The sequence below is a fragment of the Clostridium carboxidivorans P7 genome, from assembly GCF_001038625.1.
In the GTDB taxonomy this organism is placed as follows: domain Bacteria; phylum Bacillota; class Clostridia; order Clostridiales; family Clostridiaceae; genus Clostridium_AM; species Clostridium_AM carboxidivorans.
The window spans coordinates 3,975,089-3,998,154 of the sequence record NZ_CP011803.1 but is presented as its reverse complement, the minus strand read 5'-3'; the positions used below and the strand labels follow the sequence as shown (position 1 = coordinate 3,998,154).

The 23,066-nt window shown below is 28.1% G+C and carries 23 protein-coding genes and 1 pseudogene; 21 read left to right on the top strand and 3 right to left on the bottom strand.

Annotated features, from left to right (window positions below; genetic code table 11):
• Positions 1-515 precede the first annotated feature (515 nt).
• The 9 genes from Ccar_RS17795 to Ccar_RS17745 all read left to right on the top strand — a co-directional run bounded on the left by Ccar_RS17795 (position 516) and on the right by Ccar_RS17745 (position 8,622).
• Positions 516-1,280 (top strand): tetratricopeptide repeat protein, encoded by a 765-nt coding sequence (locus Ccar_RS17795; RefSeq protein WP_007060593.1) that lies wholly within the window; start codon positions 516-518, stop codon positions 1,278-1,280.
• A 596-nt stretch (positions 1,281-1,876) separates the two neighbouring features.
• Positions 1,877-3,064: an ATP-binding protein gene (locus Ccar_RS17790; RefSeq protein ID WP_007060594.1), complete on the top strand. Its 1,188-nt coding sequence runs from the start codon at positions 1,877-1,879 to the stop codon at positions 3,062-3,064.
• Positions 3,048-3,689, top strand: coding sequence for a hypothetical protein (locus Ccar_RS17785; protein WP_237737294.1), 642 nt, complete (start codon positions 3,048-3,050; stop codon positions 3,687-3,689). The genes Ccar_RS17790 and Ccar_RS17785 overlap by 17 nt, the downstream gene beginning before the upstream one ends.
• Before the next feature lie 2 nt (positions 3,690-3,691).
• Positions 3,692-3,949, top strand: coding sequence for a hypothetical protein (locus Ccar_RS17780; RefSeq protein WP_007060596.1), 258 nt, complete (start codon positions 3,692-3,694; stop codon positions 3,947-3,949).
• Positions 3,950-3,958: 9 nt separating this feature from the next.
• The gene (locus Ccar_RS17775) at positions 3,959-4,741 is read left to right on the top strand and encodes a M48 family metallopeptidase (protein ID WP_007060597.1); all 783 of its coding nucleotides are present in this window, start codon (positions 3,959-3,961) and stop codon (positions 4,739-4,741) included.
• A 12-nt stretch (positions 4,742-4,753) separates the two neighbouring features.
• Positions 4,754-5,128: a hypothetical protein gene (locus Ccar_RS17770; RefSeq protein ID WP_007060598.1), complete on the top strand. Its 375-nt coding sequence runs from the start codon at positions 4,754-4,756 to the stop codon at positions 5,126-5,128.
• Between the two features lie 18 nt (positions 5,129-5,146).
• On the top strand, positions 5,147-6,058 hold the full coding sequence (locus tag Ccar_RS27460) for a hypothetical protein (protein ID WP_007064418.1): 912 nt from the start codon (positions 5,147-5,149) through the stop codon (positions 6,056-6,058).
• A 657-nt stretch (positions 6,059-6,715) separates the two neighbouring features.
• Positions 6,716-6,946 (top strand): hypothetical protein, encoded by a 231-nt coding sequence (locus Ccar_RS17750; RefSeq protein WP_007060601.1) that lies wholly within the window; start codon positions 6,716-6,718, stop codon positions 6,944-6,946.
• Positions 6,947-7,254: 308 nt separating this feature from the next.
• Complete coding sequence (locus Ccar_RS17745) at positions 7,255-8,622, top strand: Ig-like domain-containing protein (protein WP_237737295.1); 1,368 nt, start codon at positions 7,255-7,257, stop codon at positions 8,620-8,622.
• A gap of 270 nt (positions 8,623-8,892) precedes the next feature.
• Here the strand turns inward: Ccar_RS17745 and Ccar_RS17740 are convergent, their stop codons facing one another.
• Together Ccar_RS17740 and Ccar_RS17735 are read right to left on the bottom strand one after the other, a co-directional pair.
• Positions 8,893-9,486, bottom strand: coding sequence for a hypothetical protein (locus tag Ccar_RS17740; protein ID WP_007060603.1), 594 nt, complete (start codon positions 9,484-9,486; stop codon positions 8,893-8,895).
• A gap of 29 nt (positions 9,487-9,515) precedes the next feature.
• Positions 9,516-9,722 (bottom strand): hypothetical protein, encoded by a 207-nt coding sequence (locus Ccar_RS17735; RefSeq protein WP_007060604.1) that lies wholly within the window; start codon positions 9,720-9,722, stop codon positions 9,516-9,518.
• A gap of 321 nt (positions 9,723-10,043) precedes the next feature.
• On the opposite strand from Ccar_RS17735, the gene Ccar_RS17730 reads away from it, so the two are divergent.
• Both Ccar_RS17730 and Ccar_RS17725 read left to right on the top strand, forming a co-directional pair.
• Complete coding sequence (locus Ccar_RS17730) at positions 10,044-10,745, top strand: hypothetical protein (protein ID WP_007060605.1); 702 nt, start codon at positions 10,044-10,046, stop codon at positions 10,743-10,745.
• Between the two features lie 46 nt (positions 10,746-10,791).
• Complete coding sequence (locus tag Ccar_RS17725) at positions 10,792-11,394, top strand: hypothetical protein (RefSeq protein ID WP_035774558.1); 603 nt, start codon at positions 10,792-10,794, stop codon at positions 11,392-11,394.
• A gap of 198 nt (positions 11,395-11,592) precedes the next feature.
• Here the strand turns inward: Ccar_RS17725 and Ccar_RS17720 are convergent, their stop codons facing one another.
• Positions 11,593-12,585, bottom strand: coding sequence for a radical SAM protein (locus Ccar_RS17720; protein WP_007064421.1), 993 nt, complete (start codon positions 12,583-12,585; stop codon positions 11,593-11,595).
• A 154-nt stretch (positions 12,586-12,739) separates the two neighbouring features.
• Between Ccar_RS17720 and Ccar_RS17715 the strand changes: the two genes are divergently transcribed.
• From Ccar_RS17715 to Ccar_RS17670, 10 genes and pseudogenes are all read left to right on the top strand, one after another.
• Positions 12,740-13,756 carry a GTPase family protein gene (locus Ccar_RS17715; protein ID WP_007060608.1) on the top strand — a complete coding sequence of 339 codons (1,017 nt, stop codon included), beginning with the start codon at positions 12,740-12,742 and terminating at the stop codon, positions 13,754-13,756.
• Positions 13,757-13,832: 76 nt separating this feature from the next.
• Positions 13,833-14,441 carry a GTPase family protein gene (locus tag Ccar_RS17710; protein WP_198138394.1) on the top strand — a complete coding sequence of 203 codons (609 nt, stop codon included), beginning with the start codon at positions 13,833-13,835 and terminating at the stop codon, positions 14,439-14,441.
• 17 nt (positions 14,442-14,458) lie between these two features.
• Positions 14,459-15,403 carry a GTPase gene (locus Ccar_RS17705; RefSeq protein WP_007060610.1) on the top strand — a complete coding sequence of 315 codons (945 nt, stop codon included), beginning with the start codon at positions 14,459-14,461 and terminating at the stop codon, positions 15,401-15,403.
• A gap of 813 nt (positions 15,404-16,216) precedes the next feature.
• On the top strand, positions 16,217-16,828 hold the full coding sequence (locus Ccar_RS17700) for a CHC2 zinc finger domain-containing protein (protein ID WP_007060611.1): 612 nt from the start codon (positions 16,217-16,219) through the stop codon (positions 16,826-16,828).
• A complete protein-coding gene (locus tag Ccar_RS17695; protein ID WP_007060612.1) occupies positions 16,798-18,393 on the top strand; it encodes a YfjI family protein in 1,596 nt (531 codons plus the stop codon). Before Ccar_RS17700 ends, Ccar_RS17695 begins: the two co-directional genes overlap by 31 nt.
• Positions 18,394-19,037: 644 nt before the next feature.
• Complete coding sequence (locus tag Ccar_RS17690) at positions 19,038-19,313, top strand: hypothetical protein (RefSeq protein ID WP_007060613.1); 276 nt, start codon at positions 19,038-19,040, stop codon at positions 19,311-19,313.
• Between the two features lie 276 nt (positions 19,314-19,589).
• Positions 19,590-21,176, top strand: a complete 1,587-nt coding sequence (locus Ccar_RS17685; protein WP_007060614.1) for an AAA family ATPase — start codon at positions 19,590-19,592, stop codon at positions 21,174-21,176.
• Positions 21,177-21,290: 114 nt separating this feature from the next.
• A pseudogene (locus Ccar_RS26460) lies at positions 21,291-21,761 on the top strand (hydroxylamine reductase); the annotation flags it as partial.
• A 259-nt stretch (positions 21,762-22,020) separates the two neighbouring features.
• Positions 22,021-22,356, top strand: coding sequence for an aldehyde dehydrogenase family protein (locus Ccar_RS17675; protein WP_007060616.1), 336 nt, complete (start codon positions 22,021-22,023; stop codon positions 22,354-22,356).
• 190 nt (positions 22,357-22,546) lie between these two features.
• Entirely contained in the window at positions 22,547-22,963 is a 417-nt protein-coding gene (locus Ccar_RS17670) for a flavodoxin (protein ID WP_007060617.1), read from the top strand.
• Positions 22,964-23,066: the final 103 nt, after the last annotated feature.

Here is a 23,066-nt window from a genome sequence, read left to right as displayed (position 1 = left end):
TAATATGAAAATAATTAATATTTTTGTAGATTCAGTATCTATTCTAGTAAATGCGATAAAAGTTATATCTATGATGGTTCCGGCCTAAGAGTATATTCTAAGATTAAATTCACATGTAAACTGTAAGCAGTTTGAATTGCTAAAGGTATCTTATTAAGAGCTATGTGTTTTTATGTTGAAAAAGTAATAATTTGATTTAATTAACTTACAACAAAATATTTTTACATTACAAGTGTTAATGAAATAATTGTGGGAAGTAAAGTACTTTAAGTTATATATTAATACCTAATATTGTGACATTTAAAGCTATTTTAGGGGGGAGGTTAGTCCACTTTTTTAAAATATTATGTTATTTGAATGAAGAAAGTGGGGCCTTTAGGAGTACATAAACAATAAGTTACTTTGATATTATATTCAGAGTTAGTTCATTCAGAAACAAATATTGATTATAAAGGAAAGCATTTTTTGAAAGAAATTGAAACAACATATAAAGAATTTTAGGAGGCTATTAAGTTATGAAGTGGGAAATTATCAGTTCTCAAACATCTAAAGTTACAGATGAGAATGCTATTACTTACTATGAACGATCGAAACATTTTCTTGAACGTGGTGATATTGAACAAGCGCTAAAAGAGATAGATAAAGGTATAGAATATAGTAATAATGATATAAAATACATAGTTCAAAAATATTTGATACTTATAAAAAGTAATAAGTATGAACAAGCACTAGAAATATTGGAGTTATTAATAAGAAAAGAACCAAGGGAAGCATTATTTTATTATGAAAAATTTAAAATTTTAGTTAGAGATATTAATGGACAAGAAAACTCAAGTTATTATGTTAATTGTTTAAAATATTTGGTTATTTCATATGCATTAAATTCCAATGAATTTAGAGGTGGATTGGGAGCTGTATATAAAGCTGAAGAATATGGATATCCAGAAAAGGCATTTGAATATCTAAATTTAATTATAGAAATTAATCCTAACATAAGCATTGCATATAAGATCAAAGCAAACATGCTTAAAGAAGCAGGAAAACTCGAAGAAGCTGTAACAAATATGTATAAAGCAATTAATATTGAGAAAACAGTGCTCTATTATTTGAATTTAATATCAATGTTGTATGATTTGGAAAGGTATGAAGAAGTAATACAGAATGCAGATGAAATATTAAATTTATTAAGCCTAAATAAAGTGTCATGTGATGAAGATGAAAATGATAGTATACCAGTATTATTAGGTTATAAAGCACAAGCTTTAAAAAATTTAGATTAGCTGGACATATCATTGCTTACATATAATTAAGCATTAAAAAGATATAAAGATGCATAAATGTTGTGATGAGGCAGCTAATAATGATCACGTGGATGGAAGGATATGCAGCTTATATGCTGAAGCTTATGTAAATTTATTAAATTATGAAAAAGCTCTTGATTAGTACCATAAGGCTGAAAAAATGAAACCGGACAATTTAAGATGGTATAGAAACAAAATATAGTTGAGTAGTAGATAAAGGTTATCTAGTAAATGTCATAATAGATTAAGTTATGGATATATTTTAGTTTAAAGTAATTAATTTTTCTAAAGATTGAATTTAGCTGCTAGGTATAAGTTGTGATAAGAAAAGCATTTGGAAAATGAAGCTACAGTGAATAATATTTTTGTTTATAATTGTCTTTAGGAAAGTTGTTAGAAAATGAGATATAATTAATGTATAATGGTAACAGTATTTCTAAAATTATCCTAGATGAAGAATATTTATAGTTTGAAATTGAGGAAAATGTGGACTTATGTTGGTTGGAGAAATGACTAGTAAGATAATAATAACCATGAAAGAAAGTTTTAACTTATTATAACTGGAGGAGCAAGAAATGAAATTATTTAAAGGCTCAGAGCAAGGAAATAATAGTGGTAAATTAGAAGAAATAAATACTAAAACAATTACTAGAAGAGTTAATGTTTTGGATACTATTTGTACAATTTCAATCGAAGATGCAAAGGTTGGTAAGGTGGATGGCAAAGAGGTAATACTCGATGAAGTATTAGTAAACAATACTTTCAATGAAATTGTACGAGTTATAGGAAAGAATAGTTCCAAGTATAATCCAATCCCAAAGAGAATTACTATTAGCCATAGGGATGGAGAAGCATTAGTAGCTACAGATAAGGAAGAAGATAACGTAAAAGAAGAGTTTTTAAATATATATAAACCAAGATGGGGAATGGAAGATGTGTATATAGAGGAACAGTCTAAAAAACAGATTTTAATAGCTCTTACTATTGCTAGATATAAGGATAAGTTGTTTAATGAATGGGGATTAAATGATAGTTTGAATAATGGGCGAGCTGTTGTATTGAATTTTTGGGGGCCACCTGGTACAGGAAAAAGTATGGCAGCAGAGGCTATTGCTAATTACCTCAAAAAACAGGTTTATTCCGTAAATTATGCAGAGTTAGAATCAAAATACGTGGGAGATACCCCTAAAAATGTTAAAAAAGCTTTTCAGAGAGCAAGTGAAAATGACGCTGTATTAATCTTTGACGAAGCAGATTCCTTCTTAGGAAAGAGGCTTACTAATGTAAGTCAATCTGCGGATTACGGAGTTAATATTACAAGAAGTGTTATGCTTTTGGAACTTGAAAAATTCGATGGAGTGGTCATATTTACAACAAATTTAATTAACAATTATGATGATGCCTTTAAGAGAAGAATTTTGGCCAGTGTAGAATTCAAAAATCCTAACTTAGAAGGCAGAGAGGAAATTTGGAAAGCTCATCTTCCTAAAAAACTTCCTTTAGAAGATAATATAACACCTAAGATACTTGCTGTGAAATATGAAAAGACTTCTGGGGCTGATATTAAAGATATGGTACTTTATGCAGCTGTATTATGCTTGCAGCGCAATGGTCAAATGATTGAATTAAAGGATTTTGATGAGGCTTACAAATTTGTAATGAACCGTTATGCTTTATCAGAAAAGCTTACAATAACATCAGAAGTAATTACAAAGGAACAATATGAAAAGGAGATGATGACTATTGATGAAAAAAATCATTAAGGCTTATAATGATACAAAGATTGCTATTATACAGAAACTATCCCAATCTGATGAAGGAACTTTACAAGAAACTGAGTTTCTGGATGATGGTACTATATACTGTAGAATTGAAAGGTTAAAAGAAAAATTTTCTTCAGTAAATCAAGAGATTGAAATGTTAATAAATTATGATAAAAAAGATAATTACTATACTGAAAAACTAAGGCAATTAAATACAAAGAAGAACGAAATTAGTTTGAATTTGGCGTTTTTGGCCTCAAACAACTTGAATAACTTAGATACTTGTGAAAAGATTACTACAGGTTTAAATACAGATTTTAAACTTTGTATAACAGCTTTAAAGTATTATAAGGTTGGAGATGAGAAAAGTGCATTTGAATCTTTTTATGAATATTTTAAAAACAAAAGCGGAGTTATAGATCATTACCTTATTAATAAGATATATGGATTGTTGCTATATAAGTATAAACAATATAAAATTGCATTACCATTACTTAGAAAATCAGCAGAAAAAAGACCAGAAGATGTAGAAATCCATAGAATTTTAAAGGAGATATACTTAATCTTAAGTATGAAACACGAAGAAAAAATAGAGAAAAATATTTTAGAGGTATTGGGGGCATAACTATGCACACTACATATTTTTATAGCGGAAATGGAAATTTATCTTCCTTAAGGAATACTTTCAATTTTGGAGGAACTCGCATGAGCCTTACAAGTTATCCTGGAAGTGGTAATGGGGGCGTTACATTCAAAACTGCAAATATTACTAATCGATTAAATAATAAAGGACAGAGCATAGGAACGGGCCTTAAAAGTGGAAATCATACTACTTATTTTGGCAGAAATGGTGGAGTAGTTTCTAGTCTTACTGCCTTCAGATAGGAGCAGAATATGATAGAAGAGATATTATATATACATCCTATAGAGGATTTAGTATTTAAAGATATGAAAAATTGTGCATATTTTGATGAAGAGATAATGCACTACTATAAAAACTTTGATGAGAAGTTGAGAAAGCCTGATTTACTTGGCAAGACGGTACAGGTAACAGAACGACAGTTTAAAGAAGTTTACCATATTGCACAGAATGTAGCTGGTATTTTGAAAATTGAATTACCATCTATTTATGTCTATGAAGATTTCTATTATGGGATAGAGACAAAGGGGGCAGAGAATCCATGGATTGAAATCTCTGCTAAAACTCTCGCAGATTTTGAAGAACAAGAACTTTTATTTTTAATCAGTAGAGAAATGTGCTCCATTAGGCTAAAACACTTTTATTACCACACTCTCATAGATGAGAGTTTATCAGCTTTGGTGCAGCACCATGTTCTACCAGGATCAGATACCTTAATGAAAACCTTAAAGGTATCTATGTATAGGTGGAGTCGCATTGCGAATTATACTGAGGATTGTTTCGGATATGTGATTTGTAAGAATCTAAAGCCATGTATTAGTGCAATTTTAAAGTTAGTGCTCAACAATTGCTATTTAGCAGAGAATGTAGACATTCAAGAGTATATAAAGCAAGCAGAATGTATTAATAGAATGGACGATGCAGTGTATAACTTTACAAAAATGGATGAAAAGGTACCATATGGGCCTTTTAGAATTAAAAATCTTATAAGCTATGCTTCTTCAACAAGGGGAGTAGAAGCTTTGAAGACTACTTAAGGAGGATAAAAAATGAGTTTTTTATTATTTGCGGCAGCAAAATGGATATTGGCAGGAGCAGTAGTTGGGGCAGTGGCTACTACAGCATTAGTAACATTTTGGGATAAAATTAGAGAATGGTTAACCCATACAGCTGCTAATGCAGTTGAAAAAGCTTTTGGGTATAAAGCACGAGAAAAAATGTTTAAGGCTATAGCAAAGATAGATAGAGCAGTAGATATAGTTAGGAATAAAACAACTATTTATACTAAAAAAGACGAATTAGATACACATTTTCTAAAAACTGATATAGTAGCAGAGTGTTCAGCATACGAAATAGAGTCAGATGTTCTTGAGGAAATTAGGAAGAAAGGTGAACTTATACAAGAATTTAAATATACAACATAACATTTTGGAGGAAATAGAATGGGGTGGAATATTGTATCTCAAAATACAGAAGAGGTAATAGATAGAAATCCAGATACTTATGTGAAGAGAGCAGAGAGGGCTTTGTCTAAAGGGTGTATGGATGAAGCGGTGAGAGAGGTAGATAGTGCAATTCAGTATTGTGATTCAAACAAAAAAAGTCACTATCGTTATGAGAAAGCAAAGGTATTATATGGAGCTAAAAGAAATCAGGAGTGTAGCAATATCATAAAAACATATATAAAAGATTTTTATAAAGATTTTGATTTTAAAAAGTTTAAAGACGTATTAAATATTTTAAGTAAGAGTGGTAATTATGATAAAAATGATATAGAAAACTTGCTCAAAAGGAAAGAAATCCAAGTGGAAATTGACTATCAATTCAATGATAAAGATCATAGTAATAATGCATCCCGATTAAGTAAAAATAAAGTTATTTTAGATAATGATGTAAATTCTAGCACAAACCAGTATAAATTTACAATGGAATCAATTATAGCAATAGGTACCATTGATGGGGGAAGATATAAACTAAGGGATTTCTATAAGTCAAATTATAGTAATATGAGTGAAAGAAGTTTTATTGAATATTTTTTAAGTCTATTGGATAGAAAGCATGCCTTTATAGTTAATACAATGCATACTAGTAGTAATACAATGCATACTAGTAATAGAAAATCTACGGTATCAAATTGTAATGAAAGATATTTGATTAAAAGCACTCATCAAAAAAATGATATCCAATATAAATTTACAATGGAATCAATTATAGCAATAGGGACACCTAACGGGAGAAGATATAAACTAAAGGATTTTTATAAATCAAATTATGGTAATATAAATGAAAGAAGTTTTATTGAATATTTTATAAGTTTATTGAATAGAGGACATGCTTTTATTGTTGAAGTTTAAATTAAACTTCAATTCGGCAAATGTATTTTTAAATATTTAAAAATACATTTGTTATTTATTTAACAGTACTTACACAAATTTTATAAATGAGATTACTGCTTCCAAACATGGTATTAACGATATAATCTTAGATTTAATATACAAATGTAAATTTGATCGGCTTTTACCAAGTCGCTATTTTGTTATAGCTTTAGCTGCCTATTGCATAGGTATTATTTTGTTTAATAATCTAACTGCAACTTACACTGCTGATAAGATTCTTTGGGTTTTTCATGAAGATTTAATTTGCCTTATTCCATCTATTACCACAAATAATAACAATATTTTAATCTTATTTATCCAAGGAATACAATCATACACGGTTAATCTTGGTTATTTAATTATTGATGATGTTATTATTAGAAAACCTTATGGTATAAAGTATGAGAAAAGATATTTAAGTCTATAGCAAAGATAGATGGAGCAGTAGATATAGTTAGGAATAAAACAACTATTTATACTAAAAAAGACGAATTAGATATGCATTTTCTAAAAACTGATATAGTAGCGGAGTGTTCAGCATACGAAATAGAGTCAGAAGTTCTTGAGGAAATTAGAAAAAAAGGTGAACTTATACAAGAATTTAAATATACAACTTAACATTTTGGAGGAAATAGAATGGGGTGGAATATTGTATCTCAAAATACAGAAGAGGTAATAGATAGGAATCCAGATACTTATGTGAAAAGAGCAGAAAAGGCATTGTCTGAAGGGCGCGTGGATGAAGCAGTGAGAGAGGTAGATAGTGCAATTGAGTATTGTGATTCAAGCAAAAAAGTCATTATTATTATGAAAAGGCAAAGGTTTTATATGGTGCTAAAAGAAACTAGGAGTGCAGTAATATCATAAAAACATACATAAAAGATTTTTATAAAGATTTTGGCCTCAATAAATTTAAAGAAGTATTAGCTACTTTAATTAAAACAGGAAATTGTAATGAAAGCAAAACAAAAAACTTACTTATAGAGAAAAGGATACCATGGGTTCTTGCAGAAGAATACAACACTAGTGATGTGAGCTATTCTAATTTTGAAAGTAAGGCAGAAAAATGTAAGAACTCAAAAGTTTATGAAAAAGCTCTTCAATATTGTGAGCTGGCTATAATGGTTGATAACACACGGTCTAATATTTATTTTATTAAAGGGTATTGTTATAGTATGCAGAGGAGATACAGTGATGCTCTTAAATGTTATAGCAAATCTATAGAACTTAATAGTAGAAATCATGAAGCTTATAATTATAAAGGGGTTGTATTGTCAGGATTAGGAAATCATTTAGAAGCTTTGAAAAATTTTGAAAATGCAATACATATTTTTGAAAACAATATAGCATACATAGCTAATAGAGGTGAAGAGTTAATTTATTTAGGTGAATATGAAAAAGCAGCATCATGTTTTGAAAATTTAATTGAACGTGAGCCTAATAATGCTAAGTGGTATTATAAAAAAGGTATTGTATTAGATAAATTAGAAGCTTATATAGGAGCTAGTAGTGCATATAAGAAAGCCAAAGAGCTTAATCCTAATTATAATATTCCATATAATGAAAATCGTAATAAAGCAATTGCAAGATTAAAAAACATGATTATTAGTAGCATATCGTGTATTTTTATCATATGTTGTGGAATTTTTGCAAGATACATACTTTATAGTACAGGAACTTTAAAACCAGATATCGTTAATATAAATATGTATACTTCTAAAGATGTTATTGAAGTAAATAAAGAAGTTGAAATTACTGAAGAACATAGTTTAAGGCCTGAATGCTCTAAAAACATAGATGTATCATTTAAATCTTCAGATAATAGTATTGCTATAGTAGATGGTAAAAAAAGTGTTAAAGGATTAAAGCCAGGAACGGCAAAAATATTGGCGATAGCTAATAATAAAGTAATTAAAGAGATTGAAGTTAAGGTTGTTCAGCCGAAGGTAATAGATTTTCAAATTTCTAATGAAAAAAGTGAGTTTAGTTTAGGTGAAACAGAGGAATTACGTTCATCTATAAAAATGAACTATGATGGAGTAACTAAACCTAAAATTCAATACTCATCTACTAATTCAAATGTTGTATCAGTTGATAATGCTGGAATTATGAGAGCATTAGGATTAGGAAATGCATATATAATTGCCAAGGCTGGAGAGGTTGAACGAAGGATCTTAGTGAATGTTATACCAGATACAAATCAATTATATGAAAATAAAAAACGACTACAAACAGATAACTCTTATGAAATTATTACAATGGAAAACATTAAGGGGTATAAGCCTACAGGATTGAAGTTGAACTGGTCGTATTATGATGGTAATGAAACTATATGTGAATATAATTTAAGTTGGAATAGAGTTGAAGGTGTAGACCAGTATAATATATACTATAGAAAAAAAGGCGAGACAGATTTTGGAACGTTAACTAAAATTGATGGAAATGAAAACTCATGTAAATTTACAGCACCTTCAAATTCTGAGATATTTATAGCTGCAGTTAAAAATAACGTTGAGTCTATGCATAGTGATCATGTTTTTTAATTAAGTAATAAAGGAAGTAGCTATACTAATCAATACAAAAAATAAGTAGCAGATGCACACATAACCTTGGCTGAGCTTGCTATAAGGGAAATGTTAATTAATAGAAAATGCAAAGAGGATACCTTGTTTCAAAAAACTTATACATTTAAAGGGTAAAATATTATTGTAAGCTTGTTAATAGGGCTGAGATAGAAGTTGTAATTAAATAGAAAAATTTAAGAAAGTCAGTTAGAAGTGATTAAGAGAACCTTTAACTGACTTTTTTAAAATTTATAATCTATTAATAGATTTATTAATTTCTATTTGTATGGTATAGGCTATAATTGGCATACAAAGTATAGCATTTTTATAGAGCTTAATATAAGTTCTAGCAAGTAATCTTGAAAGTAATGTTTTTTGTGGCCATATTTTAAAAGTATTTCTGTCTGGATAAATTATAATATCATACTGTAGCTTATTATGTGTAATCCTAATATAATGCGATAAATTTTCAATTTTCATATTTAATTGTGTTAAAGGTAAAGTAATTATGGCAATAAGCTGCTCTTTAGATATTGAAGATGATAAATTAAATTCTATAGATCTAAGTTTATCAACTTTAAAAGCTGCAATAATGTTTATAATCAAGAAAGAGGCACATAGTGCCATTAAAATTGAAACAAGTAAATTGACATCTTTATTAAAAGAAATTGCAAAAATAACTGATAAAATAACATATAAGATATTAAATTTCTTAAGTCCATTTCTAAAAGGGCTGGGAGATGATAAATTAAGCCTTTTTCTATTTCTCAATTCGTTACTATAATATATATCAAATTTTGATTTACTGTTAAGTGAATGTTTTTTTAATTTATTAAATATCATGAAATACCCCCATATATTAAGATAAATATTTATTTTCTCCCCATTCCCAATAAAGATAGAATAATCCATAAAGGAATGGTAAGCCATCCAAGAATTAAAGCCCAGAATATATTCCTAAATAGAAAGTCTGAAGGTGATTCTATATGAACGTAATTTAGTCCAAGTACTTTTGCTTTAACAAAAGTTATTGATTTAGATCCTAACCATAAATAGAGCATCATCAGCAATATTCCCATGTTTTTCCCACCTTGTATAAAGTTATTTTTGTTTAAGAGACATATAATGTTTCTTAAAATTGATAGTTAATTATTGATATCTAGGAGTCTTTTATCCAGTTTCAAATCTATAAAAAATCATAAATTCACATCCTTTGCTTTTAGAGCTGATTAACATCCTAGGTAGATTTTACAACTAACCAAGTAGCAGATAAATATATTTCAGTTCCGAAATTTATCTAAAAAATCGGAACTCATTTAATTGCAGAAAAGTTACAAAATGAATATAATTTGTATTAAAGATAATGGTAAAAATATCGGGAAAAAGGAGAAATTAACGTTGTGGGTATAAAAATTAATGATAAGAATTTATATGAGATTATGGATATGGATGATGATCAATTTGATGAGTATATGTTTGAAGAATATAGTAAAAAACCTTCAGATAGTGAAATTATTAAAAATAGTGGAATGACTATAGAAAATCTTATAAAAGAGATAAATTCATACCAGGATAAACTTATATTTTTAGCATATAAGTATGAACTTTCTTTAAAAAATAAAGCTGCATTTATACTAAAGCTTTGCGAAAAAAAGCAACATATACAGGAACTTATACCACTACTGTCGTGTTTTATATGTAAGTCAGATTACTTATTTAACTTAAAAAATAAAAAAGCATCAATTAAGAAAGAGGGAAGATTAGCTGAATATATACTATTAAAAGAAGATATAGATGCTTTTGAAAAATGTATTAATGAAATATATAAAAATACAAGGAAGTATAAGAATATTTTAAATAAAATAAAAGAACCCGATAGGAATAAAAATGAAGAGACATCACTAGAAAACAAAAAGTTACTTATAAAATTATATAAACGCTATATACAAGGGAAAAGCAGGAATAAGGAAAAGGTTAAAGCTGAGTATGAGAGAAAATGTATAGATGAAAATATAGAAGAAATACACAATTTTGCTATGGGATCTCTTGAAAAACAACAGATATACCCCGTTATATTTTTTTTTGATTTTTACTCGTCGTAAATCATCATTAACTAAAGAGATGGGACCAATAAACAGCAAAAATCTTATGAATTATAAAGAATATGTAATAGATAAAAACAATGGTAAAAACTTTAATACTTATGAAAATTATATATCTTTATTTTTGGAGCTTATTGATAATTATGAAAGTATGTGTGATGTGTCCCTTTGTATGTATGCATTCGAAAAAACATCCAATCTTGCAAAATGGTTATATAAAAATATGATTAATAATAAAATTTTCCATCATACTATTGATTCACTAGTTGAATCTGAATATGGTTCAATTTTTTATGAAGAATCAATATTTTGGATTGATAGTAATCTAAATATTAATGATTATTCAGATTTTGAAGTTAAAGATGAAGATAATAAAAGTAGTAAGAGTCAGTATTTATCAGAATTAATACAAAGTAAGTTGGTAAATAAGGATGTATTAGATTATTTAAATGAGTATGCTAAAGGTAAAAGATATGGTGCTAAATTTATAAAAAAGTTTGCTTATAATTTTCTTGAAACGAATAACTGTAAATTAGAAAATCGTAGAGATGAAGGGTATGTTTTTTTGACGTTTGAAAGAGAATTGCAAGAAAAAGCAGATGATGTTATAAAACAAAAAATAGTAGAATTATTAAAAAATTATAGCTAAGAATTCTCATTCTTAAGTTGTTGTGAAAAATATGGTAAAATTCTGTATTTTTATGTATAATCAAATATGTACATACATATTTGATTATACAATAAGGTTAATAAAAATTTTGTATTTTATAGTAAGCACGAATTATGTTATTACCAAAAAAATTTATTAGTAACAATTTATATAGCATTAATATTAAAAAACATATTATTAGATTAGATGTAATTGGCAATAATTATTATCTTTTGGTTTTCTTAATTTTGTAGTGCTATTTACTGCTATACAAGGACGACAATATTTTTTTAGTTTACAATTAATGCAGGGTTCTACCTGTAAGTTATTAGACTTTCTAAGTTGTGCTAAAATTAAAGATTTTGTCCAATAATCTAGTATACTATCAGATGATTCAGAAATAAACAGATGTCTACATGGTGAAAATTTACCATCAACATTTAAAGTGAATGAATCTAGTCCAGCAGTACAACCCTTATAAATACCTTGATTTGTATTTGAAAAAATGTTTCTTCCCATATACGCCTTTAATTGAGAAAAACATTTATCAATTATTATTTGAACATTGCCAGAATATTTTTTTATAAGAATCGATATTTTTTCAATTTGTTCTTTAGAAGGGAAAGTTTTAAGGTTACCATTACTATCAGGTTTTATAGCCATTACAACTACTGCTTTAACATTATATTTTTCAGCAAGTTTAATTATATTTATGAAATCATCTGAGTTGTTTGATTGCATAACCCAGTTAATAATGGTTTTATTAAAATTCGACTTTGCTAGAATTTCTAAAGCATTTATAGCTAAATTATACCCGTTTCTTGAAAAAGAATTTATTTTTTCAGTAGAACCATTCAAAGAAACAAATATATAGTTTATTCCATTTTGAATTAGATTATTTAAAACTAATTCAGTAAACCCCCATCCGGATATAGCTATATTTGGTGAAATATTATATTTGTTGCAAGTACAAATTAGTTTATATAGGTGTGGATATAAGAGCGTTTCACCACCACTAATATTAACATATTGAACATTTAATTTAGTAGCTTGCTTAATAACATTAATTGCTATAGTTTTATCTATTTCTTTTCCAGCATTTAATTGACAGTAACATTGGGGGCATTGTAAAGGACATTTATCAGTAACTTCAATATTTATTAAAGTTGGTGTTTTTAAAAATTCAATCATAATTATTGAGTTATTCCTCCTAGCTAATGATTTAATCATTAATGTCATTATAACATTTAAAAATAAATTTTAATGCAATAATTTTATGGACATTAGTATAGAGTAAATTACTAATTTTCATCTAAATATATACTAACAAGGAAGGTGTTTTAATATGGAGTCAGTAGATAATAAAAACAGTATTTTTAAAGAGATGGAAGAAGATATATATTCATCTAAGTTACCAGAGATTGAAAAACAAAAAATTCTAAAAAATATATTAAAATTAAAAGAACAGAAAATTAATATAATGATTACAGGGGCAACAGGATGTGGTAAAAGTTCAACTATAAATGCATTATTTAATACACAAGTTGCTAAAGTTGGAGTTGGTGTGGATCCAGAAACGATGGAAATTACTAAATATGATCTTGATAACTTAGTTTTGTGGGATAGTCCAGGGTTAGGAGATGGAAAAGAAGCAGATAATAGACATTCTAAAAATATTATAAAGAAATTAGCTGAGTGTGACGAACACGGAAATGCTTTAATTGATTTAGTTCTTGTTCTTTTAGATGGAAGCACAAGGGATCTAGGTACATCATATGAACTTATCAATCAAGTTATAATTCCTAATCTTGGAGAAAATAAAAAAAATAAAAGAGATAGAATTCTTGTAGCTATTAATCAGTGTGATGTTGCAATGAAAGGACGATATTGGAATTTTGAAGAGAATAAACCGGAGCCAACGTTAATTCAATTCTTGGATGACAAAGTTGAATCAGTAAGAAAAAGAATAAAAGAAGGAACAGGGGTTGATATTACTCCAATTTATTATTCAGCAGGTTTCAAAGATCAAGGCGAAGAACAACGTCCTTATAATTTATCTAAGTTATTATATTTCATTATTCAACATACTCCAAAAGAAAAGCGATTAGCATATGTAAATAATATTTCAGATAAAGATGAAATGTGGAAGGATAGTGATGATTTAAAAGATTATTCAACTGAAATTAAGCAAAGCTTTGCAGATACAGTTTCAGAGTGTGCAGCAGATGGTGCAGATGTGGGTGAAGATATTGGAAAGATTTTTGGTAAAACAGGAGAAACTATTGGTAGGGCTGCTGGTAGAATCATAGGAACTGTAGCTGGAGTAGGTAAAGCTGTTTGGAATGTTATAACAAGTTGGTGATATGATGTTTGTTGATTATAGAATTCAAGATATAAGAAAAAAATTAGAAATAGCTCGTTTTCGTCCACTCGATGTAATGGTAACAGGTGTAACAGGTGCAGGAAAATCAACAACATTAAATTCTTTATTTGAAAAAGAAGTTGCTAAGGTTGGGACTGGTGTTGACCCAGAAACTATGGAGTTAGATAGTTATGCACTTAGTGATTTAGTAAGGTTTTGGGATACACCTGGTTTAGGCGATGGAGTTGATATGGATAGAATGCATTCCAAGAAGTTAATAAATTTATTGTACAAGACTTATGTGTTAGATAATACTACATACGGATGGATTGATTTGGTATTAGTAATTATTGAAGGAGCCAATAGAGATATGGGAACAACCTATAACTTGCTTAATAATGTTATTGTGCCAAATTTTCAAAAGGACAGAATTTTAGTTGCGATTAATCAAGCTGATGTCGCAATGAAAGGAAGACATTGGAATAATAAAACTAACCAGCCTGAACCCATACTAAAAAAGTTTTTAGATGAACAAGCAGAATCCATACAAAGAAGAGTTAAAGAAGCTACTAATGTTGATATAATAAAACCGATATACTATTCAGCTGAATATAATTACAACATTACAAAACTATTTGATACGATTATTGAAAATATGCCAACAAGGCGTAGAAACTTAATGTAGAAAAGGGGGGGGTTAATGTGGAAAGTATTTTAGATAAAGTTAAAAATGAATTGAACAAAGTTAATTTAGATGAAGAAACTAAACAAGCTATTGAACAAAAAATTAATGAATTAGAAAAAAATAAACTCAATATCATGATCACAGGAGCAACAGGAAGTGGTAAAAGTTCAACTATAAATGCATTATTTAATGAGGAAGTAGCACAAGTTGGACAAGGTGTAGATCCTGAAACTATGACAATTAAAAAGTATGAATTAGACAATATTATCTTATGGGATACCCCGGGATTAGGAGATAGTCCAGAACAAGACAAGTACTATGCTAAAAATATTGTTGAGTTACTTAATAAAAAAGATGATAGTGGTAAAGCATTGGTAGATTTAGTATTAGTTGTTGTTGATGGTTCTGCTAAAGACATGAGGACTTCCTTTGAACTTATAAATGAGGTTATTATACCTAACATTTCGGATAAAAATAGAATTTTAGTCGCTATAAATCAATGTGATATGGCTATGAAAGGGCGAGGATGGGATAATAATTTAAATATTCCTAAAGAAGATTTGATACAATTTTTAGATGAAAAAGTTGAATCTGTTAAAAAACGAATATATGAGTCTACAGGTGTTGAAATTAAACCAATTTATTACTCTGCACTATATAAATATAATATTTCAAAGTTGTTATGTTATATAATTAAATCTACACCAGATGAAAAAAGAATTATATACGTTGATAAAATTAATAAAAATCCAGAAGTTTGGAAAAACAATGATAATCTTATGAATTATAATTATGAAATACAAAATCAAATGAAGGGCTCATTGACTAGTGCATTAGATTTTGCGGCTAAAGGTGCACTTGCTGGTGCAACTGTTGGAACACTAGTACCAGTAATTGGACCAATTGTTGGTGCTGGGGTTGGAGCTGTTTTAGGATTCATTGGAGGATTATTCGATATATAATAAGATTAAGAGTTTTAGCAAAGTTTAAATTTGGTAGTATACTACGAATTTGCTACCAATGAGTAGACAAGTGATAAAAGTTAAGATAATTTATGAAACTATAATAAAAAAATTAATTTCCTTTAACCCTTGAAAATAAAAGGTTAAGATAAGTTATTTAAATTTTCATTAAGATATTTTAATTTCAAATTACAAGATACTGCCCATGTAGAAAGATAAAAATATATCTAGTTTAAAAGAAACAATCAAAACAAAAAGATTGTACAAAATTAAGAGCAGAAATGCTCTTTTTTAATTTTTTGAATAAGTATATAATTGTTAAGTTTTGATATAAAAAATATTCTTATTGAGATTTTATTATATCTTCTAAGTGCGATTTTGAATATGGAATAAATAAGGAATAATTTAGAAAAAAATCTATAAAAGGAAGTAGTATACTCTATTTTGTAAGTTATAAAGCAATATTTTAATAAATATAAGGGGAAATATCTTAGATTTGTATGGTGTAGGTTTGATTATGATTTTTGCTTTTCAGTCATGGAAGTATTTCTGGTTCTACTAATATGTAGTTTGATAAACATGGAAGAATTACGGAAGAATATAGAAAAAATAAGCTGTTTAAATAAATTATAATACACTTAAACGAACAATTTATTCAAAAAAGAGGTGATAATGTGTGGCTTTAAATGGAAACAGTTAACAATTTGGTAAACATATTTTCTATTTTTAACAATGATTAAAAAATATATTTAGTAGTTGGATAAGCTACATGTAAAGTACATCTGCTATTAAAAATGAAAGAAGGATTTGTATTTGCAATTAGTAGAACAAATAAAAGATAACTTAGACATTTTAACAGCATTGCAGAAATACACAACAGCCGATTTATCAAAGCTTAGAGGTAAAAAAGGCAATATATTATGTCCATTTCACCATGAGAAAACTGGAAGTTTTCTTGTAGATACTATTAATAATACGTGGCATTGTTTTGGAAGTTGTGCAACTGGTGGTGATGTTATAACTTTATATGCTTTTAGTAATGGTATAAGCAATAAAGATTCTATAAAGCTATTAGCATCAGATTTAGGTTTAAAGCAGGAGAATAAAAAGTTATCTAAGAAAGTAAAGATTGATTTTATTAAAAAGAAGACAGAAAAAGAAGCTTTAAATTTTATAGAGTTAGATATAGACAGAACTTATAATGAGTTATGTTCTATAAGAAACATAATGAAAAATTTAATAGATAAAACTGATAATATAGAGGAATTGGAAGAAATTTCAAATATTATTGACGATGAATTATATGCAAGCTATTTACTAGATTGTTTGTTAAATTGCTATAGCAGAGAAGACTATTTAAAAAGTTATGTAGAAGCTAAGGAGATGGTAAAAGTATGGCAATTAGTGTTGAAGACAGAAATATAATTGACAAATATAAAGAAGAAAAACAAAAGCAAAAAGGATTAATCCCTTTAACAAAATATCAATCTGAACAACAGGAAATAATTGATTTAGATGAATGCGTACTTCCAAGTTTTCCATCAGGATGCTTTCCAGAATGGATGGAAAACTATGTTAAAGCAGTAGCAGAGGATACACAGACACCAGCAGATTTAGCTGCTGTTATTGGACTAGCAGTAGTTGCATCAATTTTATCTAAAAAATTTAAAATTGAAGGAAAGTTAGGGTGGGAGGAGCCTTTGAATTTATACACTGTTGCAGTAATGAATCCAGCTGAAAGAAAATCTGCTGTATTTTCACACATGACTAAGCCTTTACTAAAACATGAAGCAGAAGTGAACAAAAAATTAAAACCAGAAATTGCTGCAAATCAGATTGAAAAGGAAATTCTTAAAAATGAGTTGCAGAATTTAAAAAAAGCAGCATCGGCGCCTAAGAAAAGTGATAAAACAAATCAGATTGAACTGGAGGAACAAGCGAGGCAAAAAGCTAAAGAACTTGAAGAATTTGTGGACAAGAAACCATTAAGACTACTAGCGGATGATGTTTCACCAGAAAAAATAACAAATTTATTAAGTGAAAATGATGGTAAGTTGGCCATTATGTCAGCAGAAGGTGACATTTTTGAAATAATGGCTGGAAGGTATTCACAAAATAATACCAGCAATACAGGAGTATTTTTAAAAGGACACAGTGGAGATATGCTGCGAGTTGATAGAGTTGTAAGAGGAGCAGATCATGTTGAAGAACCAGCTTTAACTATTGGACTTGCAATACAGCCAGAAGTATTGAGAAAGGTAATGGACAATGAAAATTTTAGAGGCAAAGGATTAACAGCGAGATTTCTATTTAGTATTCCTCAAAGTAAAGTTGGAAGTAGAAATATAAATTCTAACCCAATTCCAGAGGATATAAAAGAAACATATTTTACAAATATTAAACTTTTATTGGAATCAGGTCAGTCATTAGAAGAAGAACAGCAACAAGAAACTCGCATATTACATTTATCAGAAGCAGCTAAAATAAAGTCAGTTCAATTTGCCCAAATGTTAGAGCCAAGACTGATTGATGATTTAGAAGTAGTAAAGGATTGGGCGGGAAAACTTCATGGAGCAGTATTGAGAATTGCAGGTATACTACATTGTTGCGAACTAGTTGGTATATATAATTCATGGGATGCAGAGGTTTCAGAGAAAAATTTTAATAAAGCAGTTGATATAGGAAAGTATTTTATTGAGCACAGTAAAGCTGCATTTGGAATGATTGGAATGGATAAAAAAACAAAAGATGCAAAGCTTATTCTTAAATTTATTAAAAAGAAAGGATTAAGTGAATTCACCAAAAGAGATATTCAGAAAGGAAATCGAACAAAGTTTAGATCTGTTAAGGACGTTGAATTAGCACTAGAATTATTGATAGAAAATAACTTTATAATTGAAGAGGAAAAAACTGTTATACACAGCAGTAGAGGGAGAAAGCCACAAAATAAATATATAGTTAACCCTGCATACTTAAATGACAAAAAATAAATTTCAAAATGTTTTTATTGTATTTTGTCTCACTTTGTTTAACTTGCGCCCAAACAAAGTGAGACAAAATAAACATTAACAATATAGACACTTTTGATTTTTGTCTTATTTGTCTCACACTTTCAGCAAAATTAAATTTTTAGTTTTTTTCTATAATAAGTTATTTTGAATATATTTACTAATTGGTTAATTGTATGTTGAAAAATAGATATAAAATATAAATCTCTAAATATGTTAGACAAATGAGACAAAAATCAAAACAGATTTAAAAAGCCTTGTAAAATCAATGTTTATTTTGTCGTATTTTATTTGAATATAAATTAGGGTAAATTGCAATAAATAGCACAAAATTATATTCTTATCTATTGATCAATTATGTAAGAAATTAAATTATATATTTGGTAACTACAAATGTATCAGTATGTTAAAAAGACGGTTCATCACGGGACTAGTGCTAGAAAAATTTACTTAGGTAAAGGTAGGAAATAATAATTTTTTCAAACTAACCTTAGTAAAATCAAGGCTTTATGGTAATGAAAGAAATAAGGAAGAAATCGGGAAGAATATTGGAAAAAAGTTTTTCTAAAACGTGATAACATTGAAGCAGTTAAAAAAATAATATTACTGAAGGGGGTAAAATTAAAATGTTAAAAGATATTAATGAAGTGTATAATTGTATGGTTAAGGGTAGAGTTCAGGATGTTGGCGATAATATTATTACTAAAGATAAAAAATATTGTGAATGCCAAGAGCAGCTAAACTATTTATTTGATGAAATAAAAAAGAAGCTTGGCAAGGAGAGTGAACATCTGATTTGTAATTATGAAGAAATTATAAATTTGCAATTAGTGGTGGCAGAAGAAATAATATATAGACAAGCTGTAAAAGACTTTAAAAAATTAGAAACACTAGTGAGCTAAACTCCTAGTGTTTCCAATTTTTTTTGCTTATTTTTTTCCAAGAGCTACAAGTAACATGATGTACATTAACTTTTTTAGCAGCAGTAATTGTTAATCTATATTTTTTTATCCAACTTGAAATTTTGTTGGAATAATTAGAGTACGCCATATTTGAATTTACATTAAGATATTAAAAACAGGATAATTTGATTAAATAGGAAATAAAAAGGCAATGATGGTTAAAGAATATATTGGCTTGTGTTATAATTATTTTAGTTATTAGGTGCAGCAAAGAAAATGAGTAATGTAAGGGGAGATGATACTTTGTCTATATATTTAAATACTAATAAACCATTTGAAAATTATAGGGAACTTGTAAATGAAGAGTATTTTGTAGATAAATCTTCTATGATAACATTGCTTAACCAAAGAATATCTACAAAAAGTAAATATATATGTGTAACAAGACCAAGACGTTTTGGAAAATCCAGTGCTGTTGACATGATAGGAGCTTATTATTCTAAAGCAGTAGATTCAAAAGAAGTATTTGATAATCTTAACATAAGTAATGCTGCTACTTATATGGAACATTTAAATAAGTATAATGTAATTAGCATATCTTTTAACGCAATATCTGAAAACGGGAATACTTATGATGATTATATTAAGATGATAAGAGACACTATAAAAAAAGATATAGCCCAAAAGTATCCCCATATTATCCCGGATGAATATTTTAATTTATCTTCAATGTTATATGATACTAAAGATAAATTTATTTTTATATTTGATGAGTGGGACTATATTTTCTCTAATAATCTTTTTGAAGAAAATCAGAATGACTTTTTGGAATTTTTAAGAAATCTTTTAAAGGATCAATCTTATGTATCTTTAGCATATATGACAGGTGTTCTTCCTATAAAGAAATATTCCAGTGGTTCAGCACTTAATATGTTTGATGAGTTTACTTTTTTAAAAGATAGAACTTTTGATGAGTATTTTGGATTTACAGAAGATGAAGTTATAAAACTTTGCAACAAAAATAAAAATATTAGTTTTAAAGAATTAGAAAGTTGGTACAATGGATATTTAACGGCAAAAGGAATTAAAGTATATAATCCAAGGTCTGTAGTAAAAGCACTTCAAAATAATTACTGCGAAAGTTATTGGACTAATACTGGAGCCATGGATGAAGTTGCAGAATATCTTAAATATAACATATTAGAAATTAGAGATGATGTTATAGAAATGGTTACAGGGGAAGAGATTGATATAACTATTGATGAAGATTTTAGAGCAGGTCAAGGAGTACCGAGAAATAAAGAAGAAATATATTCTGCTATGATAGTGCTTGGATTTTTATCGTATCATGATGGATACTTAAAGATTCCTAATAAAGAACTTATGAAGGAATTTGAAAAGGCTTTAGGAGATAAATCTTTTGGATATGTTTCAGAGATAATAGAAAATTCAAAGAAAATGCTAAAAGCAACAGTTAAAGGTGACACAAAAACTGTTGAAGCAATATTGCATGATATTCATAACTCAGAAATACCAATACTTCAATATAATGACGAAAATAGCCTTTCATGTGTTTTAACTTTAGCATACATTTCAGCTAGAGATATCTATAGAGTAGAACGTGAGGAGAAAACAGGAAAAGGCTATGCAGATTTTACTTTTCATCCAAGAAGAAAAAAAGATATTCCTTTCATAGTTGAACTCAAGAAAGATGAATTACCAGAAGCAGCAATAGATCAAATTAGAAAAAAGGAATATGTAGAAAAGTTTAGAAGAGAAGATGAGGGTAAAAAAGTATTAGCAGTGGCAATATGTTATGATTCAAAAAGTAAAGAACATAGATGTAAAATTGAAGAAATTTAGGATTATAGATAGGCTTTAAAAATTGGAAGAACTAGTGAGTTAAACTCCTAGTGCTTCTAATTTTTCATAATTTTCTCTGCTTATTTTTTTCCAAGAGCTCCAAGTAACATAATTTACATTTTAATTGGTGGGTGTGATGGTGCAAGGCCAGGAAGAAGTTATTATACTGAATTTGCTCAAAAGGTTCCTAAAGATTGTATTATCCTTACACTAGCATGTGGAAAATATAGATTTAACAAATTAGACTTTGGAGAAGTTGCTGGACTTCCAAGATTATTAGATGTAGGTCAATGTAATGATGCATATTCAGCAGTAAGAATTGCAACAGCGCTTGCAGATGCTTTTAATACAGATGTCAATGGATTACCATTATCAATAATTCTTTCGTGGTATGAACAAAAAGCAGTCGCAGACCTTTTAGCATTACTTTCATTAGGTGTAAAAGGAATCTTCCTTGGACCATCACTTCCAGCATTTATAAGTCCTAATGTATTACAATATTTAGTTGATACATTTAACATAAGACCTATAAGTGAACCAGATGATGATTTAAAAACTTGTTTGCAACAAGGGGTACAAATGTAGATAATAATAATTTAAATAAAAACTATCTCACAATTTTCGAGATAGTTTTTTTGTTGTATATAATTATAAATTTAATATGTAGTACAAATTGGGTTTAGTATCTTATATTATTATAATTTTATGATTTACATTTTTTAAAACTTGATTGAAATCATATTGTTTTTATTTTAGCAAAGATATAATAAGCTCATGAATTAAATAAAGTTCAAGAAAAACAAACATTAAAATAAAGAGCTAAAGAAAAATAAGGAGGATTTTAATGATAGGTACTAATAAGATAAATTCTAAAAATAAATGGAAGGGATTTGAAGATTTTCTTGTATATAAAACAGTTAAAGAAGCTCAAAGAAAGTGGAATAATACAACAATAAATGCACGAGCAGAAATATTATATAAAGCATCAGACATTTTACTAGAAAATATAGATGAATTATCAGAACTTATGATGAGGGAAATTGCTAAAGGTAGAAAAAGCTGCAGATCAGAAGTATCCAGAACAGCAGATTTTGTTAGTGGATTAATAGAAGATGCAAAAGGTAAAGGAGCTGACTTAATTGTAGGTGGAAACAGAGAGGTGAATAAAATATTCAATTGAATCTATGTCTAGGCCTAAGGCTACTATAATAAATTTATCAATAAATAATTAAAAGTATATAAGAAAAAAATATTTTATTGAGATTTGATTGCAATCACATTTTTTAAAAACAAATAAAGTTATAATAATGTCAGAAGTTAAATAAAAAAACAATTTAAGAAGTAAATAGTATAATTCAGGAGGTTTAAATATGAAAATAATATATTTTAGTCAAACAGGAAATACAGAAAAAATGGCCAACTTAATTCTTGAAGGAATCCAATCAGAGGGGAAGAAAGCTGAATTAGTTGAAGTTTCTAATGCATCACTTGATGATGTTAATAATGAAGAAATACTTATTTTAGGATGCTCAGCTTATGGATCAGAAGAATTAGATGAAAGTGAAATGGAACCTTTTGTTAAATCATTAGAAGGAAATATTCAAGGAAAGAAAGTTGCTCTTTTTGGTTCATGGGGATGGGGCAATGGTGAATGGATGACAGAATGGGAAAAGAGAATGGAGTCATATGGGGCTATATTAATAAGTGAAGGCTTAACAGTTCAAGAATCTCCAGAAGGTGATGATGAAGGCAAGTGCAGAGATTTTGGAAAATTAATAGCAGAATAATTTATAGTTCATAAGTCTATATTATGATTTTGGTATCTATAAGTACAAATAAAAAAATGTGGTGAATCCACGTTTTTTTTATTACAATGTTTGTTTTATTTCT

Bases quoted from the DNA above. Each gene is read 5' to 3' on its own strand.
- Ccar_RS17795 (WP_007060593.1), top strand. From the start codon at position 516: ATGAAGTGGGAAATTATCAGTTCTCAAACATCTAAAGTTACAGATGAG.
- Ccar_RS17790 (WP_007060594.1), top strand. From the start codon at position 1,877: ATGAAATTATTTAAAGGCTCAGAGCAAGGAAATAATAGTGGTAAATTA.
- Ccar_RS17785 (WP_237737294.1), top strand. From the start codon at position 3,048: ATGAAAAAAATCATTAAGGCTTATAATGATACAAAGATTGCTATTATA.
- Ccar_RS17780 (WP_007060596.1), top strand. From the start codon at position 3,692: ATGCACACTACATATTTTTATAGCGGAAATGGAAATTTATCTTCCTTA.
- Ccar_RS17775 (WP_007060597.1), top strand. From the start codon at position 3,959: ATGATAGAAGAGATATTATATATACATCCTATAGAGGATTTAGTATTT.
- Ccar_RS17770 (WP_007060598.1), top strand. From the start codon at position 4,754: ATGAGTTTTTTATTATTTGCGGCAGCAAAATGGATATTGGCAGGAGCA.
- Ccar_RS27460 (WP_007064418.1), top strand. From the start codon at position 5,147: ATGGGGTGGAATATTGTATCTCAAAATACAGAAGAGGTAATAGATAGA.
- Ccar_RS17750 (WP_007060601.1), top strand. From the start codon at position 6,716: ATGGGGTGGAATATTGTATCTCAAAATACAGAAGAGGTAATAGATAGG.
- Ccar_RS17745 (WP_237737295.1), top strand. From the start codon at position 7,255: ATGCAGAGGAGATACAGTGATGCTCTTAAATGTTATAGCAAATCTATA.
- Ccar_RS17740 (WP_007060603.1), bottom strand. From the start codon at position 9,486: ATGATATTTAATAAATTAAAAAAACATTCACTTAACAGTAAATCAAAA.
- Ccar_RS17735 (WP_007060604.1), bottom strand. From the start codon at position 9,722: ATGGGAATATTGCTGATGATGCTCTATTTATGGTTAGGATCTAAATCA.
- Ccar_RS17725 (WP_035774558.1), top strand. From the start codon at position 10,792: ATGAATTATAAAGAATATGTAATAGATAAAAACAATGGTAAAAACTTT.
- Ccar_RS17720 (WP_007064421.1), bottom strand. From the start codon at position 12,585: ATGATTGAATTTTTAAAAACACCAACTTTAATAAATATTGAAGTTACT.
- Ccar_RS17715 (WP_007060608.1), top strand. From the start codon at position 12,740: ATGGAGTCAGTAGATAATAAAAACAGTATTTTTAAAGAGATGGAAGAA.
- Ccar_RS17710 (WP_198138394.1), top strand. From the start codon at position 13,833: ATGGTAACAGGTGTAACAGGTGCAGGAAAATCAACAACATTAAATTCT.
- Ccar_RS17695 (WP_007060612.1), top strand. From the start codon at position 16,798: ATGGCAATTAGTGTTGAAGACAGAAATATAATTGACAAATATAAAGAA.
- Ccar_RS17690 (WP_007060613.1), top strand. From the start codon at position 19,038: ATGTTAAAAGATATTAATGAAGTGTATAATTGTATGGTTAAGGGTAGA.
- Ccar_RS17685 (WP_007060614.1), top strand. From the start codon at position 19,590: ATGAGTAATGTAAGGGGAGATGATACTTTGTCTATATATTTAAATACT.
- Ccar_RS17675 (WP_007060616.1), top strand. From the start codon at position 22,021: ATGATAGGTACTAATAAGATAAATTCTAAAAATAAATGGAAGGGATTT.
- Ccar_RS17670 (WP_007060617.1), top strand. From the start codon at position 22,547: ATGAAAATAATATATTTTAGTCAAACAGGAAATACAGAAAAAATGGCC.